Genomic DNA, 15,491 nt, shown 5'->3' with positions numbered 1-15,491 from the left:
ACGCCATGGGCACCTTAGGTGCCGATATGTTAGCCTTTTAAAGCCGCTGCCAATCAGCGGCTTTTTTTATGTGTTTTAACTATCAGCCCGGCGGTAACGTCACCCATAAGAAAGTTGCACATTCAAAAATAAAAACTGCCCCACCGTCAGACCAAAGGAGCTAGTACCGGTGCCTTCCGCGTTTCGTTTTACCCCGTTGTTCATTGCATTGACTGCAACGATGCCTTTCGCCGCCCAGGCAGATGAAGACAAGGCTGATGGCTTCATCGAAGGGTCTTCCCTGAACCTGCATTTTCGTAATGCCTACTTCAACCGCGACAACCACAATGCCGGCGCGCGCGACACCCGCGAGTGGGGCCAGGGCGCAGTGGCGCGCTTCGAGTCGGGCTATACCCCCGGCGTGATCGGCTTCGGCGTGGACGCCCATGCCATGCTGGGCCTCAAGCTCGATGGCGGTGGCGGCCATGCTGGCACCAGCATTCTGCCGCAGCATGTGAAGGACGACGGCGAACTGGGCGCGGCCCCGCATTCGTTCTCTACCGCAGGTGCAGCAGTCAAACTGAAGGGTTTTGACACCGAGCTGAAGGCCGGTGACCTGTTCCTCACCAACCCGGTGATCGCCGGTGGCGAAACCCGCATGCTGCCGCAGACCTTCCGCGGTGTGAGCCTGACCAACACCAGCATCGACGGCTTGCTGCTCGAAGGCGGCCAGGTCAGCTTCACCAAGCCGTACAACCAGAGCGGCCACCGCCGCATCGACACCTACTACGGCTCGCTGGACGAACACGACAAGAGCAAGCACCTGAACTGGGCCGGCGCAGCGTGGAGCGGTAGCGAAAACATCACCGCCAACCTGTACGCCGCCGAGCTGAAGGACATCTGGAACCAGTATTACGCCGACTTCGACTACACCTATGTGGTCAACGACCTGGTCAGCCTCAACCCGGGTGTGCACTTCTATCACACCCAAGACACCGGCCAGGCCCTGCTGGGCAAGATCGACAACAACACCTACAGCGTGCACTTCACCGTCAACGCCGGGTTCCACAGCGTCACGGCTGCCTACCAGCGGGTCAATGGCGATACGCCGTTCGACTACATCAACCTGGGCGACAGCGTGTACCTGGACAACTCGCGCATGTACTCGGACTTCAACGCGCCCAACGAGCGCTCGTGGAAGCTGCAATACGGCTACGACTTCGCAGGCCTGGGCATCCCCGGCCTGAGCACGACGCTGTCGTACTCGCGCGGCGAGGCAGACCTGACCAAAGCCGACCAGAACAACACCCACTACGACTACTACCGCGCCGATGGCAAGAATGCCATGCACTGGGAGCGTGACCTGGACGTGAAATACGTGTTCCAGGAAGGCGACTTCAAGGACCTCTCGGTGCTGGTGCGTTACGCCGCCCACCGGGGCAGCCAGGGCTATGCGTCGATCGACAGCAACAGCGACAACGACGAACTGCGGGTGATCGTCGATTATCCGTTGAACGTGTTCTGACCCACCTATTTTTTGATTTAGCAGGGACCGTGTGGGAGCGGGCTTGCCCCGCGAACACCGGCGAAGCCGGTGCCACGCCTCGCGTAGGGCCATTCGCGGGGCAAGCCCGCTCCCACAGGACTGGCAACGGCACCGCGTGATTCCGTCGGACAAATCTTGTCCGACAATCCCCAGTTCCCTAGAATGGCGCCGCCGCGAATGGCCCTGCCTCAGCAGTAGCGAGCATGCTCACCCGATCACCGCGTTTCGCACTCTACAGGTCGCACCCCGAGCTGATCCTCAACCTGGGCAGTTGCCTTGCCGTGCTCGCCATCGTGGCCATCGTCAGTTACCTGCTGGCCCGTGAGCGCGAAAGCGTCGAACTGTCGGCCATCCGCGCCTCCAACAACATCGTCCAACTGATCGAAAGCGACATCCTGCGCAACGCCGAACTTTACGATCAGTCGTTGCAGGGCTTGATCTGGGCGGTCGGGCGCAAGGAACTGCCGGAGATCCCCGGTGCGCTACGCCAACGCCTGTTGTTCAATGAAGCGTTCGTCGACCGCAAGCGCGGTGACGTGCTCTGGCTCGACAAGCAAGGCAACGTGGTGGGCGATTCCACCAGCACCGTACCGCGCAAGGCCAACTTCAGCGACACCGGGGTGTTCCAGGCCCATTTACACAATGCCGACCTCGGCTTGCTGGTTGGCCCTCCGTTCAAGGCCAGGCTGGGCGACCTGGACTGGTGCATCAGTTTCAGCCGGCGCATCTCCGGCCCCGATGGCGAGTTTGCCGGCCTGGTGGCGGGCGCCCTGCGCCTTTCGTACTTCAGCGAACTGTTCAAGCGCCTGGACATCGGCGATGACAGCAGCATCAACCTGTTCAATACCGACGGCCAACTGCTGGCCCGCCAGCCCACGCGCCCGCAAGACCCGCTGATCGGCACCCTCTATGCCGAGCGGCCCAACTTCAAGCGCATCCTTGGCGAGCGCAGTGGCAGCTTCACTGCCCGCTCCGCCACCCACGGCACCTCACGCATGTACACCTTCGCCCACGTGGCCGACTTGCCACTGATCGTGTTGGTAGTGCACTCGGCCGACGAAGTGTTCCAGTCGTGGCGGCGTACCGCGATTGTGATTGGCGTGGCCACGGGCGTGCTGTGCATGGGCCTGCTCTGGCTGACCTTGTTGCTGGGCCGCGAACTGCGCCGTCGCCACGAGGCCGAGCAGGGCCTGGCGACACTGGCCGCCACCGATAGCCTGACCGGCCTGGCCAACCGCCGTCGGCTGGATCAGGTGCTGCGCCTGGAGTGGGCGCGCGCGCAGCGCAACCACAAACCGTTGGCAGTGCTGATGGTGGATGTGGACCATTTCAAAGCGTTCAACCAACGCCACGGCCATGCCGGGGGTGACCATGCACTGCGTGAAGTAGCCAAGTGCATCGAGGCCTGCATCAGGCGGCCGGCGGACCTGGCGGCGCGTTATGGTGGGGAGGAGTTTCAAGTGATCTTGCCCGAGACCGATCTGGCCGGGGCGCGGCTGCTGGCCGAACGTATTCGCAGCAGCGTGGCGGCGCTGGCGCCGTTTGCCAATGACACCCGCGCAGTGACGGTGAGCATCGGCATAGGCCTGTACGAAGCAGGCCCCCAGCACGATCTGGCGAGCGTACTGGGGGCTGCGGACGAGGCGCTCTACCGGGCAAAGGCCAATGGCCGCAACCGGGTAGAGGGGCCTACGCGTTAGGAACGGGCGCGGGCTGCGTTACGCAGTGCCTTGACCTGGTCGTGGTTACGCTGCACACCTTGCAGCTGTTTTTCCACCAGGGCGTAGCTCGGATCGCTGGCAGCACGGCCCAGTTTGACCAGTTTCTCACGGGCTTCCTTGTAGGCTTTCAGGGCATGATCCTCGCCCCGCTCGACCTCATTCAGCACGGCCTCTTCATCCTTGCCGGTGACCATCGCCTTGAGGTTGACCCAGCCACGGTGCAGGTCACCGCTGATGCTGGTGGATGTCTCAGGGTCGCCACCCAGGCGGCGTACTTCGCTTTGCAGCTCGCCGGCGGCGTTGCCACATTCACCGGCACGCTGGACGAAGAAGGCTTTCAGCTCGGGGTTTTTCACATCTTCGGCCGAGGCCTTGAAGCCTTTTTCGCCATCCTTGCTGTATTCGATCAAGTCGTTGAGCACATCGATCACGTCTTTGTTGGGGTTGCTCATGTTCACGAACTCCTTGGCAGGTGATAGTCATCTGTAATGGAGCAGCGTTCGTGCCAACCTTTGTTTTAGAATTAAATCCTTTTAAATCAATTACTTAAATAATCGCCCAGCCATGCTCGAAGCGGCGTTCTGCATGATTGCCGCTTGGGCCTTCGTGCAGATTGCAGTATGGTCGGCGCTTTTCCACAGCCAGGTGCGCCGATGAAACCGGAAACCCTCGAACTGCTGGTCACCCGGACCATGCCCTTTGGCAAGTATCAAGGCCGCATCATTGCCGACTTGCCGGGTGACTACCTGGCCTGGTTTGCGCGCAAGGGCTTCCCGGCCGGGGAACTGGGGGGGTTATTGGCGCTGATGCATGAAGTCGATCATAACGGGCTGATGGACTTGCTGGAGCCGTTGCGGCGCAAACATCAGCGGTAGGCAGGGGGGCTGCTGCGCAGCCCCAGAACGCTCGATTACCCCTTCACCGGCACCACTGCCAACTCCACCTGCTCACGCTTCTTGATCACCGCGTACACCACGGCCGTCAGCAGGCTACCCGCCACGATCGCCAGCAGGTACAGCAACGCATGGTTGATCGCGTTGGGGATCAACAGCACGAACAGGCCCCCGTGCGGTGCCATCAGCTTGCAGCCGAAGTACATCGACAACGCACCGGTCAAGGCCCCCCCGGCGACACTGGCCGGGATCACCCGCAGCGGGTCCTTGGCGGCAAACGGGATGGCGCCTTCGGAAATGAAGCACAGCCCCAGGGCCAGCGCGGCCTTGCCCGCCTCGCGTTCGCTCGGGGCAAACTTGTGCCGGGCGATGAAGCTGGCAATCCCCAGCCCGATCGGCGGCACCATGCCGGCAGCCATGGTCGCCGCCATGGGGGCATAGCTCGACGAGGCCAGCAGGCCCACCGAAAAGGCATAGGCGGCCTTGTTGATCGGCCCGCCCAGGTCCACGCACATCATGCCGCCAAGCACCAGCCCAAGCAGGATGGCGTTGGTGGTGCCCATGCTGTCGAGAAACTGCGTCAGCCCTTCGAGCATCGCCGCCACTGGCTGACCGACCACATAAATCATCACCAGGCCAGTGAACAGGCTGGCCAACAGCGGAATGATAAGGATCGGCTTGAGCGCCTCCAGGCTGCTTGGCAGCCTCGCCCAACGGGCAATGGCCTTGGCGCTGTAGCCGGCGAGAAACCCTGCAATGATGCCGCCGATGAAGCCAGCCCCCAGGGTGCTGGCCAACAGACCACCGATCATGCCGGGCGCCAGGCCTGGGCGGTCGGCGATCGACCAGGCGATGTAGCCGGCCAACAGCGGCACCATCAGCTTGAACGCCGCCTCGCCGCCAATCTGCATCAAGGCCGCCGGCAAGGTGCCGGGCTCTTTGTAGGCTTCGATACCGAACACGAACGACAACGCGATCAACAGGCCGCCGGCTACCACCATCGGCAGCATGAACGACACCCCGGTGAGCAGGTGCTTGTACACCCCCGTCTTCTCACCCTTCCCGGCGCTGGCAGCCGCAGCGGCATCGGCGGCATGTTCGACCTTGGCTTCGGCCAGGGCCTTGTCCAGGGTGGCGCCAGCCTGCTTGAGGGCGATGCCGGTGCCGCAGCGGTAGATGCGCTTGCCGGCGAAGCGCGCCGTGGGCACTTCGATGTCGGCGGCCAGCAGCACCACGTCGGCCTCGGCGATGGCTTGGGCGGACAGTGGGTTACGCGCGCCTACCGACCCTTGAGTCTCCACGGTAAGTTGGTAGCCCTGCTGCTGCGCGGCCTGCTGCAAGGCCTCTGCGGCCATGAAGGTGTGCGCGACGCCGGTCGGGCAGGCAGTCACCGCGACGATCCGCGTGCCAGCGCCACTCACCGCGACCGGGCTGCCGGGCACCTCGGCCAACAGCTGGGCCTTGGCCGCCGCCTCGTCGAGGAAACCCTCGCGGTCGGCCAACGCCTGGGACGGTGTGCTCTGGTACACGCGCTTGCCGACAAAACGGGCCAGGTCCACTGGCCCGGTGCTGACCACCAATACCCAGTCGGCTTCGCTGATCTGTGCCGGCGTCAGCTGCCGCTCGGGGTGCTCGGCGTCCTCCACCTCGACGCTGGTGCTCCAGCCACGACGCTGGGCAGCTGCAGCCAGCAGACGCGCGCTCAGCACGCTGGACACCTGGCCGTTGGGGCAGGCGGTGACAATGGCAATGTTCATCGGCAACCCTCTTGTTGTTCTGTCACTTGCACGCCCGCTTCCAGGCGTGCCAGTTGCTCGCGGTCACGAATGCCGAAACCGACCTGGGTCACGGCCTGGGCGGCGATGGCGGTGGCTCGGCGCAAGGTCTGCGCGGGCGCCCCGCCAAGCAGCAGGCCATGGACCATGCCCGCCACCAGCGAATCCCCCGCGCCCACGGTGCTGGCAACCCGTACCTTGGGCGGCTGGGCATGAAGGGCCAGGTCGCGGGCGAACCAACTGACGCCCTGCTCGCCGGCGGACACCACCACATGCTCGATGCCACTGGCCAGCAGGTGCTCGGCCGCCGCGCGTTGCTGCGCCGGGCTTTGCAGCACCAGGCCAAGCACCTCGCCAAGTTCCTCGGTATTGGGTTTGACCAACCACGGCGCGCATTGCAGGCCGGCACGCAGCGCTTCGCCACTGCTGTCCAGGGCAATTTTCAGGCCCTGAGCCTTCAGTTGTTCGAGCAACTGGCGGAACCACTCAGGGCTGATACCGCGGGGCAGGCTGCCGGCCACCACCACCGCATCATGCCCAGGGGCGACCTGCTCCAGCCGCCGCAGCAACGCAACGCGGGCGGCCTCGTCGACCTCTGGCCCCTGGCCGTTGATGTCGGTCACGCGGCCATCGGCTTCGACCAGCTTGATGTTGCTGCGCGTCTCGCCCGCTACACGGACAAAGCAATCGGTAAAACCACGCCAGTCGATCAAGGCTTCGAACGGCTGCAGGTTGCCCTGCCCAAGGAAGCCGCCAACGGTGACGCTGTGGCCCAGATCGGCCAGTACCTGGGCGACGTTCAGCCCTTTGCCGGCGGCATGGCTGTGCTGCGCCTGGCTGCGATTGACGTGCCCTGGGCGCAAGGTATCGAGGCCGATGGTGATATCCAGCGCCGGGTTCAGGGTGAGGGTGAGGATCTTGGCCATCAGTAACGCTCCACCAGCGCGCGAACCGCCGCGGCGCTGTCTTGTTGCAAGGCTTCGCGCGCCAGGGCGCGGGCCGTCTGGTGATCGGCCTGGCGGACCAGGGCCTTGACTTCGGCAATGCTGCGGGCGGCGACGCTCAACTCGTCAACGTCCAGGCCAAGCAGCACGGCGACCGCCTGCGGGTCGGCGGCCAGCTCACCGCACACGCCCACCCACTTGCCTTCGGCATGGGCAGCGCGCACGGTCATGTCGATCAGGCTCAACACCGCCGGGTGCAGGCCGTCGGCCTGGGCCGACAGGCTCGGGTGGCCACGGTCGATGGCCAGGGTGTATTGGGTCAGGTCGTTGGTGCCGATGCTGAAGAAGTCCACTTCACGTGCCAGCTGCGGCGCCAGCAGGGCCGCCGAGGGCACCTCGACCATGATGCCCAGTTGCAGGTCGGCCACCGGAATTTCCTCACGCAGGCGCTCGACCATGGCCCGCGCTTCACGCCATTCGTGCACCTGGCCGACCATCGGGAACATGATCCGCAGCGGGCGCTGGTCGGCCGCGCGCAGCAAGGCGCGCAGCTGGTCTTCCATCACCTGTGGGCGCTGCAAGGTCAAACGCACACCGCGCACGCCGAGGAAGGGGTTGTCTTCGGCAGCGATCGGCCAGTAAGGCAGCGGCTTGTCGCCGCCGACATCCAGGGTGCGCACCACCAGCGGCCGCCCACCCAGGCCATCGAGCACGCGGCGGTACTCGGCTTCCTGGGTGGCCACGTCCGGCGCCTGGGGGTGGGCCATGAAAATCAGCTCGGTGCGCAGCAAGCCGACGCCTTCTGCGCCCTGCTCCACGACCTTGTCGATACCGCTGCTCTCGCCGATGTTGGCAAAGACTTCGACGGCATGGCCATCACGGGTGATAGCCGGTTCATGACGGTTGGCCCAGGCCGCTTGCAGGCGCTGCTCACGCTGGTCGCGCTCGGCCAAGGCGCGTTGCAGCTCGGCCGCGGCTGGCGCAATGTTCACCACACCGCGTTGCCCATCGAGCAACAATGGCGTGCCGCCATCGAGCAGCAGAATCGCTGCACCGGCGCCGACCACCGCCGGTATGCCCAAGGCGCGGGCGACGATGGCACTGTGAGCAGTCGCCCCGCCCTGGGCGGTGACGATGCCGGCGACCCGGCTTGGGTCCAGCCTGGCCACATCGGAGGGGCCGACCTCGGTCATCACCAGTACATAGGGCTGGTCGGGCTCAACCTGCGCCTGCACGCCGCACAACTGGGCCAGCACGCGGCGGCCGATGTCGCGCAGGTCGGCGGCACGCTCGGCGAGCAAGGCGTCGTGCAGCGACTCCTGCTGCCGGGCGGCCGCCTCGATCACCGCCATCCACGCCGCAGGGGCGCTCTCGCCCTGGGCCAGACGCTGCTCGACATCATCGGCCAACGCCGGGTCGGCGAGCATTTCCTGGTGGGTGACGAAGATCTCGCCGATGGCCTTGTCGCTGCGCTGGACCAGCGTTTGCAACTCGCCGTTTACCGTTGCCAGGGCCTCGCGCAGCTTGACCCGTTCCTTGGCGGGGGACTCACCGCGCAGCGGGTAGTCGATGTCGCGCTCGACGCAGACGTGCGCCGGGCCACTGGCAATGCCGGGGGCCGCGCCGACGCCCTGAATTCGGCTACCTGCGGCGGGTGCCTGCAGCACCTCCTGCGGCGGGACGGCAACCGCTGCAGCGCTTTGCGGCAGCGGCTCGACGTCCTCGCCCAGGCCCTGCTCGATGGCCGCCAGCAGCACCGGCAGCGCATCAGCGGCAATGCCGGGTTCGGCAATCAGTTCCAGCTCCTGACCACGACGGGCACCGAGGCTGAGCAACTTGCTCAAGCTCTTGACCGACACGGCGGGTTGCGCGCTGTCGGTCAGGCGCACACGGACTTCGCCCTCGAACCCCTTGGCCAGTTGTGCCAGCACCTTGGCCGGGCGGGCATGCAAACCATGCGAGTTGGCCAGCACGATGCGCGCGCTGGGCCAATCTGCCGGCGCCTCGCCGCCCAGCACCTGCAGCACCGCGCGGCTGCTGGTGGCCTGGTAGAGCATCTGCCCGCGCCCTTCGATCAGCACTTCGCACAGGCGCTCGAGCAAGGCCTGATGGGCAGCGCCGAGGCTTGCCAGGCAGAACAGGCCGTTGAGCGGTTGGTCGCGGTAACGCAACGGTTGCTGCGGGGTAATGAATGCCAGGCCAGGCTGGCGCACCTGGCGCTCGCTGTGCAGCCACCACAGGCCCTCGCCCAGTGGCAGCGGCTCGGCCTGTTGCAGCACGGCGGCAAAGCCACTGTCGACGCAACCGGCGCGCTGCAGCAGGCGCGCACCGCGCCAGGCCAGTTCGTCGAAGTCTTCGGCCGGCAGGTTCAGGCCGACCAGTTGCGCATCCAGCGCCAAGGCTTGCGGCGCACCTTGCAATAACTTGAGCAAGGCCTCGGCAGAGCTGGCCCGGCGCAGCGCTTCGGCGAGGTCGGTCTCGCCCAGGGCGCGGGTCAGCAGTTGCAGCAAGCGCAAGTGTTCGTCAGAGCGGGCAGCGATACCGATGGCCAGGTAGACCACCTGGCCATCGCCCCAGTCCACACCCTCGGGGAACTGCAGCAAGCGCACCCCAGTGGTATGCACCAGGTCGCGAGTCTGCGGGGTGCCGTGGGGGATGGCAATGCCCTGGCCGAGGAAGGTCGAGCCCTGCGCCTCACGGGCCTGCAGGCCTTGCAGGTAACCCTCGGCGACCAGGCCGTCGGCAACCAGTTGGTCCGCCAGCAGGCGCAATGCCTCGGCCTTGTCCGCGGCCTTCTGGCCCATGGCTATCTGCCCTGTGGCGAGCTCGAGCATGACCTTCTCCTTTTACAGTGCCCAAAGTCGGGTACTGAGGTTATTGTTGTGAAATTCACGAAAACGGCCAGTTCAACAGCCTTGCACAGGCGGCAGCCAAGGCAGATATTTGGCAGCTGAAACGTTTAACCTGACCAGGCGGCCACGTTACTCGATAATCTCCCCAGGAAAAAGCCCCATCCTGTCGGACAATTGCGACAATGGTCGTCTGCGCGCGGCGGCAACTCCGGGTCAAACTACCCGGTCAGGCCTCGCAGCCAGCCCCGGTAATAATAAGGAAAATTCGGTGAAACTCAGCGATATCGCCCGTCTGGCCGGTGTGTCCGTGACCACTGCCAGCTACGTCATCAATGGCAAGGCCGAACAGCAGCGCATCAGCAGCGGCACTGTCGAGCGTGTGCGCGCGGTGGTCGAGGCCCATGGCTTCACACCCAACCCGCAAGCCGCCGGCCTGCGCAGCCGACACACCCGCACATTGGGCTTCATTCTCCCTGACCTTGAGAACCCCAGCTACGCGCGCATCGCCAAGCAGTTGGAACAAGGCGCCCGCGCCCGGGGCTATCAACTGCTGATTGCCAGCAGCGATGACCAGCCCGACAGCGAGCGCCAGCTGCAGCAACTGTTCCGCGCCCGCCGTTGCGACGCCCTGTTCGTCGCCAGCTGCCTGCCGGTGGAAGACGACAGCTACCGTGAACTGCAGGACAAGGGCATGCCGGTGATCGCCATTGACCGCCGCCTGGACCCAGCGCACTTCTGCTCGGTCATCAGCGATGACCGCGATGCCAGCCGCCAGTTGGCGGCCAGCCTGCTAAGCGCTGCCCCGCGCAGCATCGCCCTGATCGGCGCGCGCCCAGAGCTTTCGGTCAGCCAGGCCCGTGCCGGCGGCTTCGACGAAGCGCTGCAAGGCTATGCCGGTGAAGTGCGGCGTTACCAGGGCGAGGCATTCAGCCGCGAATGCGGCCAACGCCTGATGCAGCAACTGATCGACGAGCAAGGGGGGTTGCCCGATGCCTTGGTCACCACTTCCTACGTGCTGCTGCAAGGGGTGTTCGACACCCTGCAGGCGCGCCCCGCCGACTCGCGCCAGCTGCAGCTGGGCACCTTCGGTGACAATCAACTGCTCGATTTCCTGCCGCTTCCGGTCAATGCCATGGCCCAGCAGCACGGGCTGATTGCAGCCACCGCACTGGAGCTGGCCCTGGCTGCAATCGAGGAAAAACGCTACGAACCCGGCGTACACGCCATCGGTCGAACCTTCAAGCAACGGATCACAGCGGGCTGAGCATGCGCCTGATCGACACCCACACCCACCTCGACTTCCCCGACTTCGATGCCGACCGCCCGCGCCTGCTGGCTAACGCGGCGGTGCGAGGGGTTGAACGCATGGTGGTGCTGGGGGTGTATCAGGCGAACTTCCAGCGGGTATGGGACCTGGCCTGCGCCGAAACGCAGGTGTTTGCAGCCCTTGGGCTGCATCCGGTCTATCTTGACCAGCATCGCCCCGAGCACCTCACGCAACTGCGCGACTGGCTGGACCGCCTGCGCGGCGACCCGCGCCTGTGCGCTGTGGGTGAGTTCGGGCTGGACTACTACCTCGAAGCACTGGACAAGGGCCGCCAACAGGCGCTGTTCGAGGCCCAGTTGCAACTGGCCTGCGACTTCGCACTGCCCGCCTTGCTGCATGTGCGCCGCAGCCACGCCCAGGTGATCGCCACGCTCAAGCGCTACAAGCCGGCGCGGGCGGGGGTGATCCATGCGTTTGCGGGCAGCTACGAAGAAGCGCGTGAATACATCAAGCTCGGGTTTCGCCTTGGCCTTGGCGGGGCAGCCACCTGGCCCCAGGCGTTGCGGCTGCGCAAGACCCTGGCACGGCTACCGCTGGAGAGCGTCGTGCTGGAGACCGATGCGCCGGACATGGCCCCGGTGATGTACCCGGGTGAGCGCAACAGCCCGGAGCACCTGCCTGAGATCGCGGCGGCGCTGGCGCAGGTGATGGGGGTCGATGTCGAGCAATTGGCCGCTGCCAGCAGCCGTAATGCCTGCGAGCTGTTTGGCTGGTAGCCAGCTACCTGGGTAGGCTCAGACCAGCACCGTCCACAAGGCGAACCCGGCATACCACAGCACCGCGCAGCGCAGCAGCAACTCCCACAGGCTGTCCAACCGGCTCAACCCACGCTGGCTGTCTTCTTCCTCGGGAATATCGTCGGCAATCCGGCCGACCCGGGCCACCAGGTGCCCGGCGCTGATGTGCCAGTTGAGCAGTTCGTGGAGCATGACACGGGTGACCGCGACGAAATTGCCGACCAGCGCGAAGCTCAAGGCCAGCACCCGCACCGGCAGCCAGTCCATGATGTGCCGCAATTGCTCGGCACGCGCCTTGAGCGCGGGCTGATTGCTGTGCTCGCCGCACAGCGCCAGCAGGCGATAGGCCAATGCAGCACCGGGGCCGAGCACGAAATACCAGAAGATCACGGCAAAGAAGCTCTGGTAAGCCTGCCACAGCAAATAGCCCTGCACGCGCACCAGCAGGCTTTGCGGTTCATCGGCCACCAGGCCCAGATCGCGCTCGGCAACGTGCAGGGCGGCCTGATCATCACCGCGCCGCCAGGCATCTCGAAACGGCCCCAGCGCCGCCTTCGCATCGCCGCGGCCCAGGCTGTAGACCAGCACCAGCAGGTGTACCGGCAATGCCAGCAGGCCATAGGCCACCGGCTCCAGCACATGCAGCAGCAGTACCAGCACCGCTACCGGCGCCAGCACCAGAATGGCCAGCGTCCACCACGGCTGCACCTTGCCGCTGCGCTCCAGGCGCACCATCTCGCCCAGGAAAAAACCATCGCGCTGTACTTGATGGCGCAGTGCCGAGAACTTCTCGACCCACAGCGCCAGCAGCAGAACCAGAAAACTCATGGGTAATCCTCGTTATCCTTCACGGTTTGGCGATAGCGGCCCCAGTCAAATGCCGGGCCTGGGTCGGTCTTGCGCACCGGCGCAATGTCGCTGTGGCCCTGGATGCGCGCCAGGCCGATGACCGGCCAGGCGTTGCGGATCTGCCGGGTAAGCTGCGCCAGCGTGGCGTACTGGGCATCGGTGTAAGGCAGGTCGTCAGTGCCTTCGAGCTCGATGCCGATGGAAAAGTCATTGCAGCCTTCACGCCCGTCGAAGCTGGAGACGCCAGCATGCCAGGCGCGGTCGAGCAATGACACGAACTGGGTCACGGCACCATCGCGCTCGACGAACAGGTGCGCCGACACCGTCAGCTGGCAGATGCTCTGGAAATAGGGGTGCTCATTGGCGTCCAGGCGGTTCTGGAAGAACTCCTGAACCTTGCCGGTGCCGAAACACGCGGGCGGCAGGCTGATGTTGTGGATCACCAGCAGGGAAATCGACTCGCCCTCGGGGCGCGCGTTGAAGTTCGGCGAAGGGCAGTGGGTGATTCCGTGGAACCAGCCGGTGGCACGGTCCAATTGCATGGTGGCAGATCCTGAAAAACGCCGGGTACAGAACAGCAGTATGCCCTGCGGGCGAGGCCGTTTGCATGTGAATCATTGTAAGGGGGTCAATGCACCTGCTGTTGCCGCAGCCCTTCAAGCACCGACGCCAGCGCCCGTTCGAACAGCAAGCCGTCATCGAGCACACGCGCATCCCCCCGCTGCAACGCCTGGGCCAGGCTGCCAGTGCTCCATTCTCGCACCTTCATGCCCGTGCGATTGGCAAAGATCAGCCGATCATTGCTGTCGATACGTGCCACCAGCTTGCAGCGCAGTGTGTCGTCTTCATCGAACACCTCGACCCAGGTGCCGATACGCAGGCGCTGAACCTGGCGCAGTTGCGCGGCGAACCCATCGGCAATGTGCAAGGGCGCACAGGCCGGCTCTTCGGCGAGGGCCAGGACGATGTCCTCGGCTACCCGTACCTCTTGCAACGCCGGGTGGTCATCGGCCAATGGCGGTACGCAAGCCGAGCAGGCACGCAGGTGCAATTGCTCCAGTTGCTGGAAGAAGTCGCGGGTGGCGGACGAGTCCAGCGCCACGCCAGCCAGGCCTTCACGCAAGGCCTTGAGCAGGCCTGGCACCTGTTGCAGCAGTTGCTCGCAGGCCTGGTGCGGGGCAATGCTGACGAGCAGGGTGTCCATGGTGGCCAGGGCATCACGCCACACCTGCGAGCCTTCGCCCTGCTTGAGCCACGCCAGCAGCAGCACCTGGCTCCAGGCCTGCACCAGCATCTGTACCACCACCTGCGGCAACACCCGCCCGCGCAGACGCTGGTTGAGCACCTGCTGCACCCGCAGGCGGGCCTGCAAGGTGCGCGCCCGGCCCTCTTCGGCGTCTCGGGTGCGCTGCTCGAGCAGCTCGTTACGGCGGCGCTCGTCGTGGCTGAAGGCGAGGAATTCGTCGAGCAGTTCGGCGAACAGGCACGCGTCCTCGGTGTAATCGTTGAGCAGGCGCTGAATGATTCGCTCCACCCGCAGATGCAAACTGTCGCGCAGGCCCTCACCGCCTTGCTCCCAGCCGATCGCAGCAGCAGCGATCTCGTTGAGCAGGCGGCGGGCCGGGTGGCTGGCACGGCTGAACAATCCCTTGTCGAGCAGCGCGACCTTGAGCAGCGGGATATGCAAACGCGCAATCAGCGCCCGCAGGCTGGGCGGCAGGTTGTGGTCATTGTGGATATAGCCGAACAGCAGGCCGACCAGGTTGATCATGTCTTCATCGGCGGTGGCGATGCGCCGGCGGGTGCCACTGCGCACACTGACGCGCAACAGCAGTTGCTCAAGCTGCTGGCCGAGTTCGAAGTCATCTGCCGCTTGGGTGGCGGGTACATAGTGTTGCAGGTGCGAGAGCAGGCGCAGCAGGTCGCCGGTGCTGATCGGCTGGGCAGCGGCCACAGCCTGCAAACGCGGTGCGATCTGCCCACGCGACGGGGCCAGCAGTGCCTGCAGCGAAGCAAAAAACGCTTGCCCCGCACTGTCCGCGCCCACCTGCCCCTGTGCCTCCAGGTTTGCCGGCCGGCGCCCGGCACTCATGCGCCGGTCCTCGGCACGCCGACGCGGCGCAGGTTGCAACTCGGGCAGCACGCCGGCGGCGGCCAGCAACTGGTTGGCCTCCGCGTAAAGCACATCCACATCACGCAGCACGTAGCGCTCGAAGAGCTTGAGCAACACCAGCTTCACCCGCAGACCGACCCCCAGGTTGCGGCCCGCTTCGAGAAAATAACCGCACAGGGCAGCAGGCCCGACCGGGTTCTGCTGCTCCGCTACAGGGCGATCGAGCAAGGCCTGCAAGCGCAGGCCCAGTTGCTGGAGGGCAATGCCGTCACGCGAGAGCACCCGCGCGACCATCCCTTCAAGCGCCGATGCGCGCTCCAGTTGCGCCTTGCTGGCTGCGCTTTGCGTTTCACCCAGGCACCCCAAGGGGTCAACCTTGCCGATGCTGGCGAAGGTGTCGTAGAAGGTATCGAGAAAGCCCCGCTCGATGCTTTTGCGCTTCAGGCGCAAGTCGCGCATCGCTTCAAAATACAGGTTCTGGTCGCAGCGCTCGAAGGCCTTGTCGGCCATCTCGAACAGGGTGTCGTCGGCGTTGTCGAACAAGGCTTGCAGGCCTTGGCGCAATTGCAGTGCAGCCTTGTCGCGCACTTGCAGGAGCAATACCGGAAGGCAAGGCAGAGGCGTGCGCGCCCCTCTGTCGATGGCTGCCGCCAGCGGCACCACCTTGCCTTCTTTATGCATCCCGAACTCCTTGCAGGCTCGCTTGCCCGAGCGGGCAATAATTCGTCAAAGCTATGACGCCAAATACTGGGCAC

The 15,491-nt window shown here is 65.1% G+C and carries 12 protein-coding genes; 5 read left to right on the top strand and 7 right to left on the bottom strand.

The window, feature by feature from the left end; translation table 11 throughout:
- Positions 1–169: 169 nt before the first annotated feature.
- Positions 170–1,504, top strand: a complete 1,335-nt coding sequence (locus tag CKW22_RS08875; RefSeq protein WP_095064026.1) for an OprD family porin — start codon at positions 170–172, stop codon at positions 1,502–1,504.
- Between the two features lie 224 nt (positions 1,505–1,728).
- The gene (locus CKW22_RS08870) at positions 1,729–3,225 is read left to right on the top strand and encodes a sensor domain-containing diguanylate cyclase (protein ID WP_033701251.1); all 1,497 of its coding nucleotides are present in this window, start codon (positions 1,729–1,731) and stop codon (positions 3,223–3,225) included.
- Here CKW22_RS08870 and CKW22_RS08865 read toward each other — a convergent pair.
- Positions 3,222–3,698 (bottom strand): PA2169 family four-helix-bundle protein, encoded by a 477-nt coding sequence (locus CKW22_RS08865; RefSeq protein ID WP_033701252.1) that lies wholly within the window; start codon positions 3,696–3,698, stop codon positions 3,222–3,224. The genes CKW22_RS08870 and CKW22_RS08865 overlap by 4 nt on opposite strands.
- A gap of 201 nt (positions 3,699–3,899) precedes the next feature.
- On the opposite strand from CKW22_RS08865, the gene CKW22_RS08860 reads away from it, so the two are divergent.
- Positions 3,900–4,121, top strand: coding sequence for a DUF3820 family protein (locus CKW22_RS08860; protein WP_095064025.1), 222 nt, complete (start codon positions 3,900–3,902; stop codon positions 4,119–4,121).
- Between the two features lie 35 nt (positions 4,122–4,156).
- Here CKW22_RS08860 and CKW22_RS08855 read toward each other — a convergent pair whose 3' ends face one another.
- Genes CKW22_RS08855 through ptsP form a run of 3 tightly spaced genes read right to left on the bottom strand, consistent with a single transcriptional unit; the run spans position 4,157 to position 9,692 of the window.
- Positions 4,157–5,896 carry a PTS fructose-like transporter subunit IIB gene (locus tag CKW22_RS08855; RefSeq protein WP_095064024.1) on the bottom strand — a complete coding sequence of 580 codons (1,740 nt, stop codon included), beginning with the start codon at positions 5,894–5,896 and terminating at the stop codon, positions 4,157–4,159.
- The gene (gene pfkB, locus CKW22_RS08850) at positions 5,893–6,840 is read right to left on the bottom strand and encodes a 1-phosphofructokinase (RefSeq protein WP_095064023.1); all 948 of its coding nucleotides are present in this window, start codon (positions 6,838–6,840) and stop codon (positions 5,893–5,895) included. Before pfkB ends, CKW22_RS08855 begins: the two co-directional genes overlap by 4 nt.
- Positions 6,840–9,692 (bottom strand): phosphoenolpyruvate--protein phosphotransferase, encoded by a 2,853-nt coding sequence (gene ptsP / locus CKW22_RS08845; protein WP_095064022.1) that lies wholly within the window; start codon positions 9,690–9,692, stop codon positions 6,840–6,842. The genes pfkB and ptsP overlap by 1 nt, the downstream gene beginning before the upstream one ends.
- Before the next feature lie 286 nt (positions 9,693–9,978).
- Between ptsP and cra the strand changes: the two genes are divergently transcribed.
- Complete coding sequence (gene cra, locus CKW22_RS08840; RefSeq protein WP_033701260.1) at positions 9,979–10,974, top strand: catabolite repressor/activator; 996 nt, start codon at positions 9,979–9,981, stop codon at positions 10,972–10,974.
- 2 nt (positions 10,975–10,976) lie between these two features.
- Complete coding sequence (locus CKW22_RS08835) at positions 10,977–11,753, top strand: TatD family hydrolase (RefSeq protein ID WP_033701261.1); 777 nt, start codon at positions 10,977–10,979, stop codon at positions 11,751–11,753.
- Positions 11,754–11,771: 18 nt separating this feature from the next.
- Here the strand turns inward: CKW22_RS08835 and ampE are convergent, their stop codons facing one another.
- From ampE to CKW22_RS08820, 3 genes are all read right to left on the bottom strand, one after another.
- Positions 11,772–12,602 (bottom strand): regulatory signaling modulator protein AmpE, encoded by an 831-nt coding sequence (gene ampE, locus CKW22_RS08830; protein WP_033701262.1) that lies wholly within the window; start codon positions 12,600–12,602, stop codon positions 11,772–11,774.
- Positions 12,599–13,165 (bottom strand): 1,6-anhydro-N-acetylmuramyl-L-alanine amidase AmpD, encoded by a 567-nt coding sequence (gene ampD, locus CKW22_RS08825; protein ID WP_033701263.1) that lies wholly within the window; start codon positions 13,163–13,165, stop codon positions 12,599–12,601. Before ampD ends, ampE begins: the two co-directional genes overlap by 4 nt.
- A gap of 86 nt (positions 13,166–13,251) precedes the next feature.
- A complete protein-coding gene (locus CKW22_RS08820; RefSeq protein ID WP_033701264.1) occupies positions 13,252–15,417 on the bottom strand; it encodes a DUF1631 domain-containing protein in 2,166 nt (721 codons plus the stop codon).
- Between the last annotated feature and the right edge of the window lie 74 nt (positions 15,418–15,491).

The sequence above is a fragment of the Pseudomonas sp. Irchel s3f19 genome (assembly GCF_900187555.1).
GTDB lineage: Bacteria > Pseudomonadota > Gammaproteobacteria > Pseudomonadales > Pseudomonadaceae > Aquipseudomonas > Aquipseudomonas capeferrum.
The sequence above is the reverse complement of the archived record's forward strand: the minus strand, read 5'-3'. Positions and strand labels throughout refer to the sequence as shown.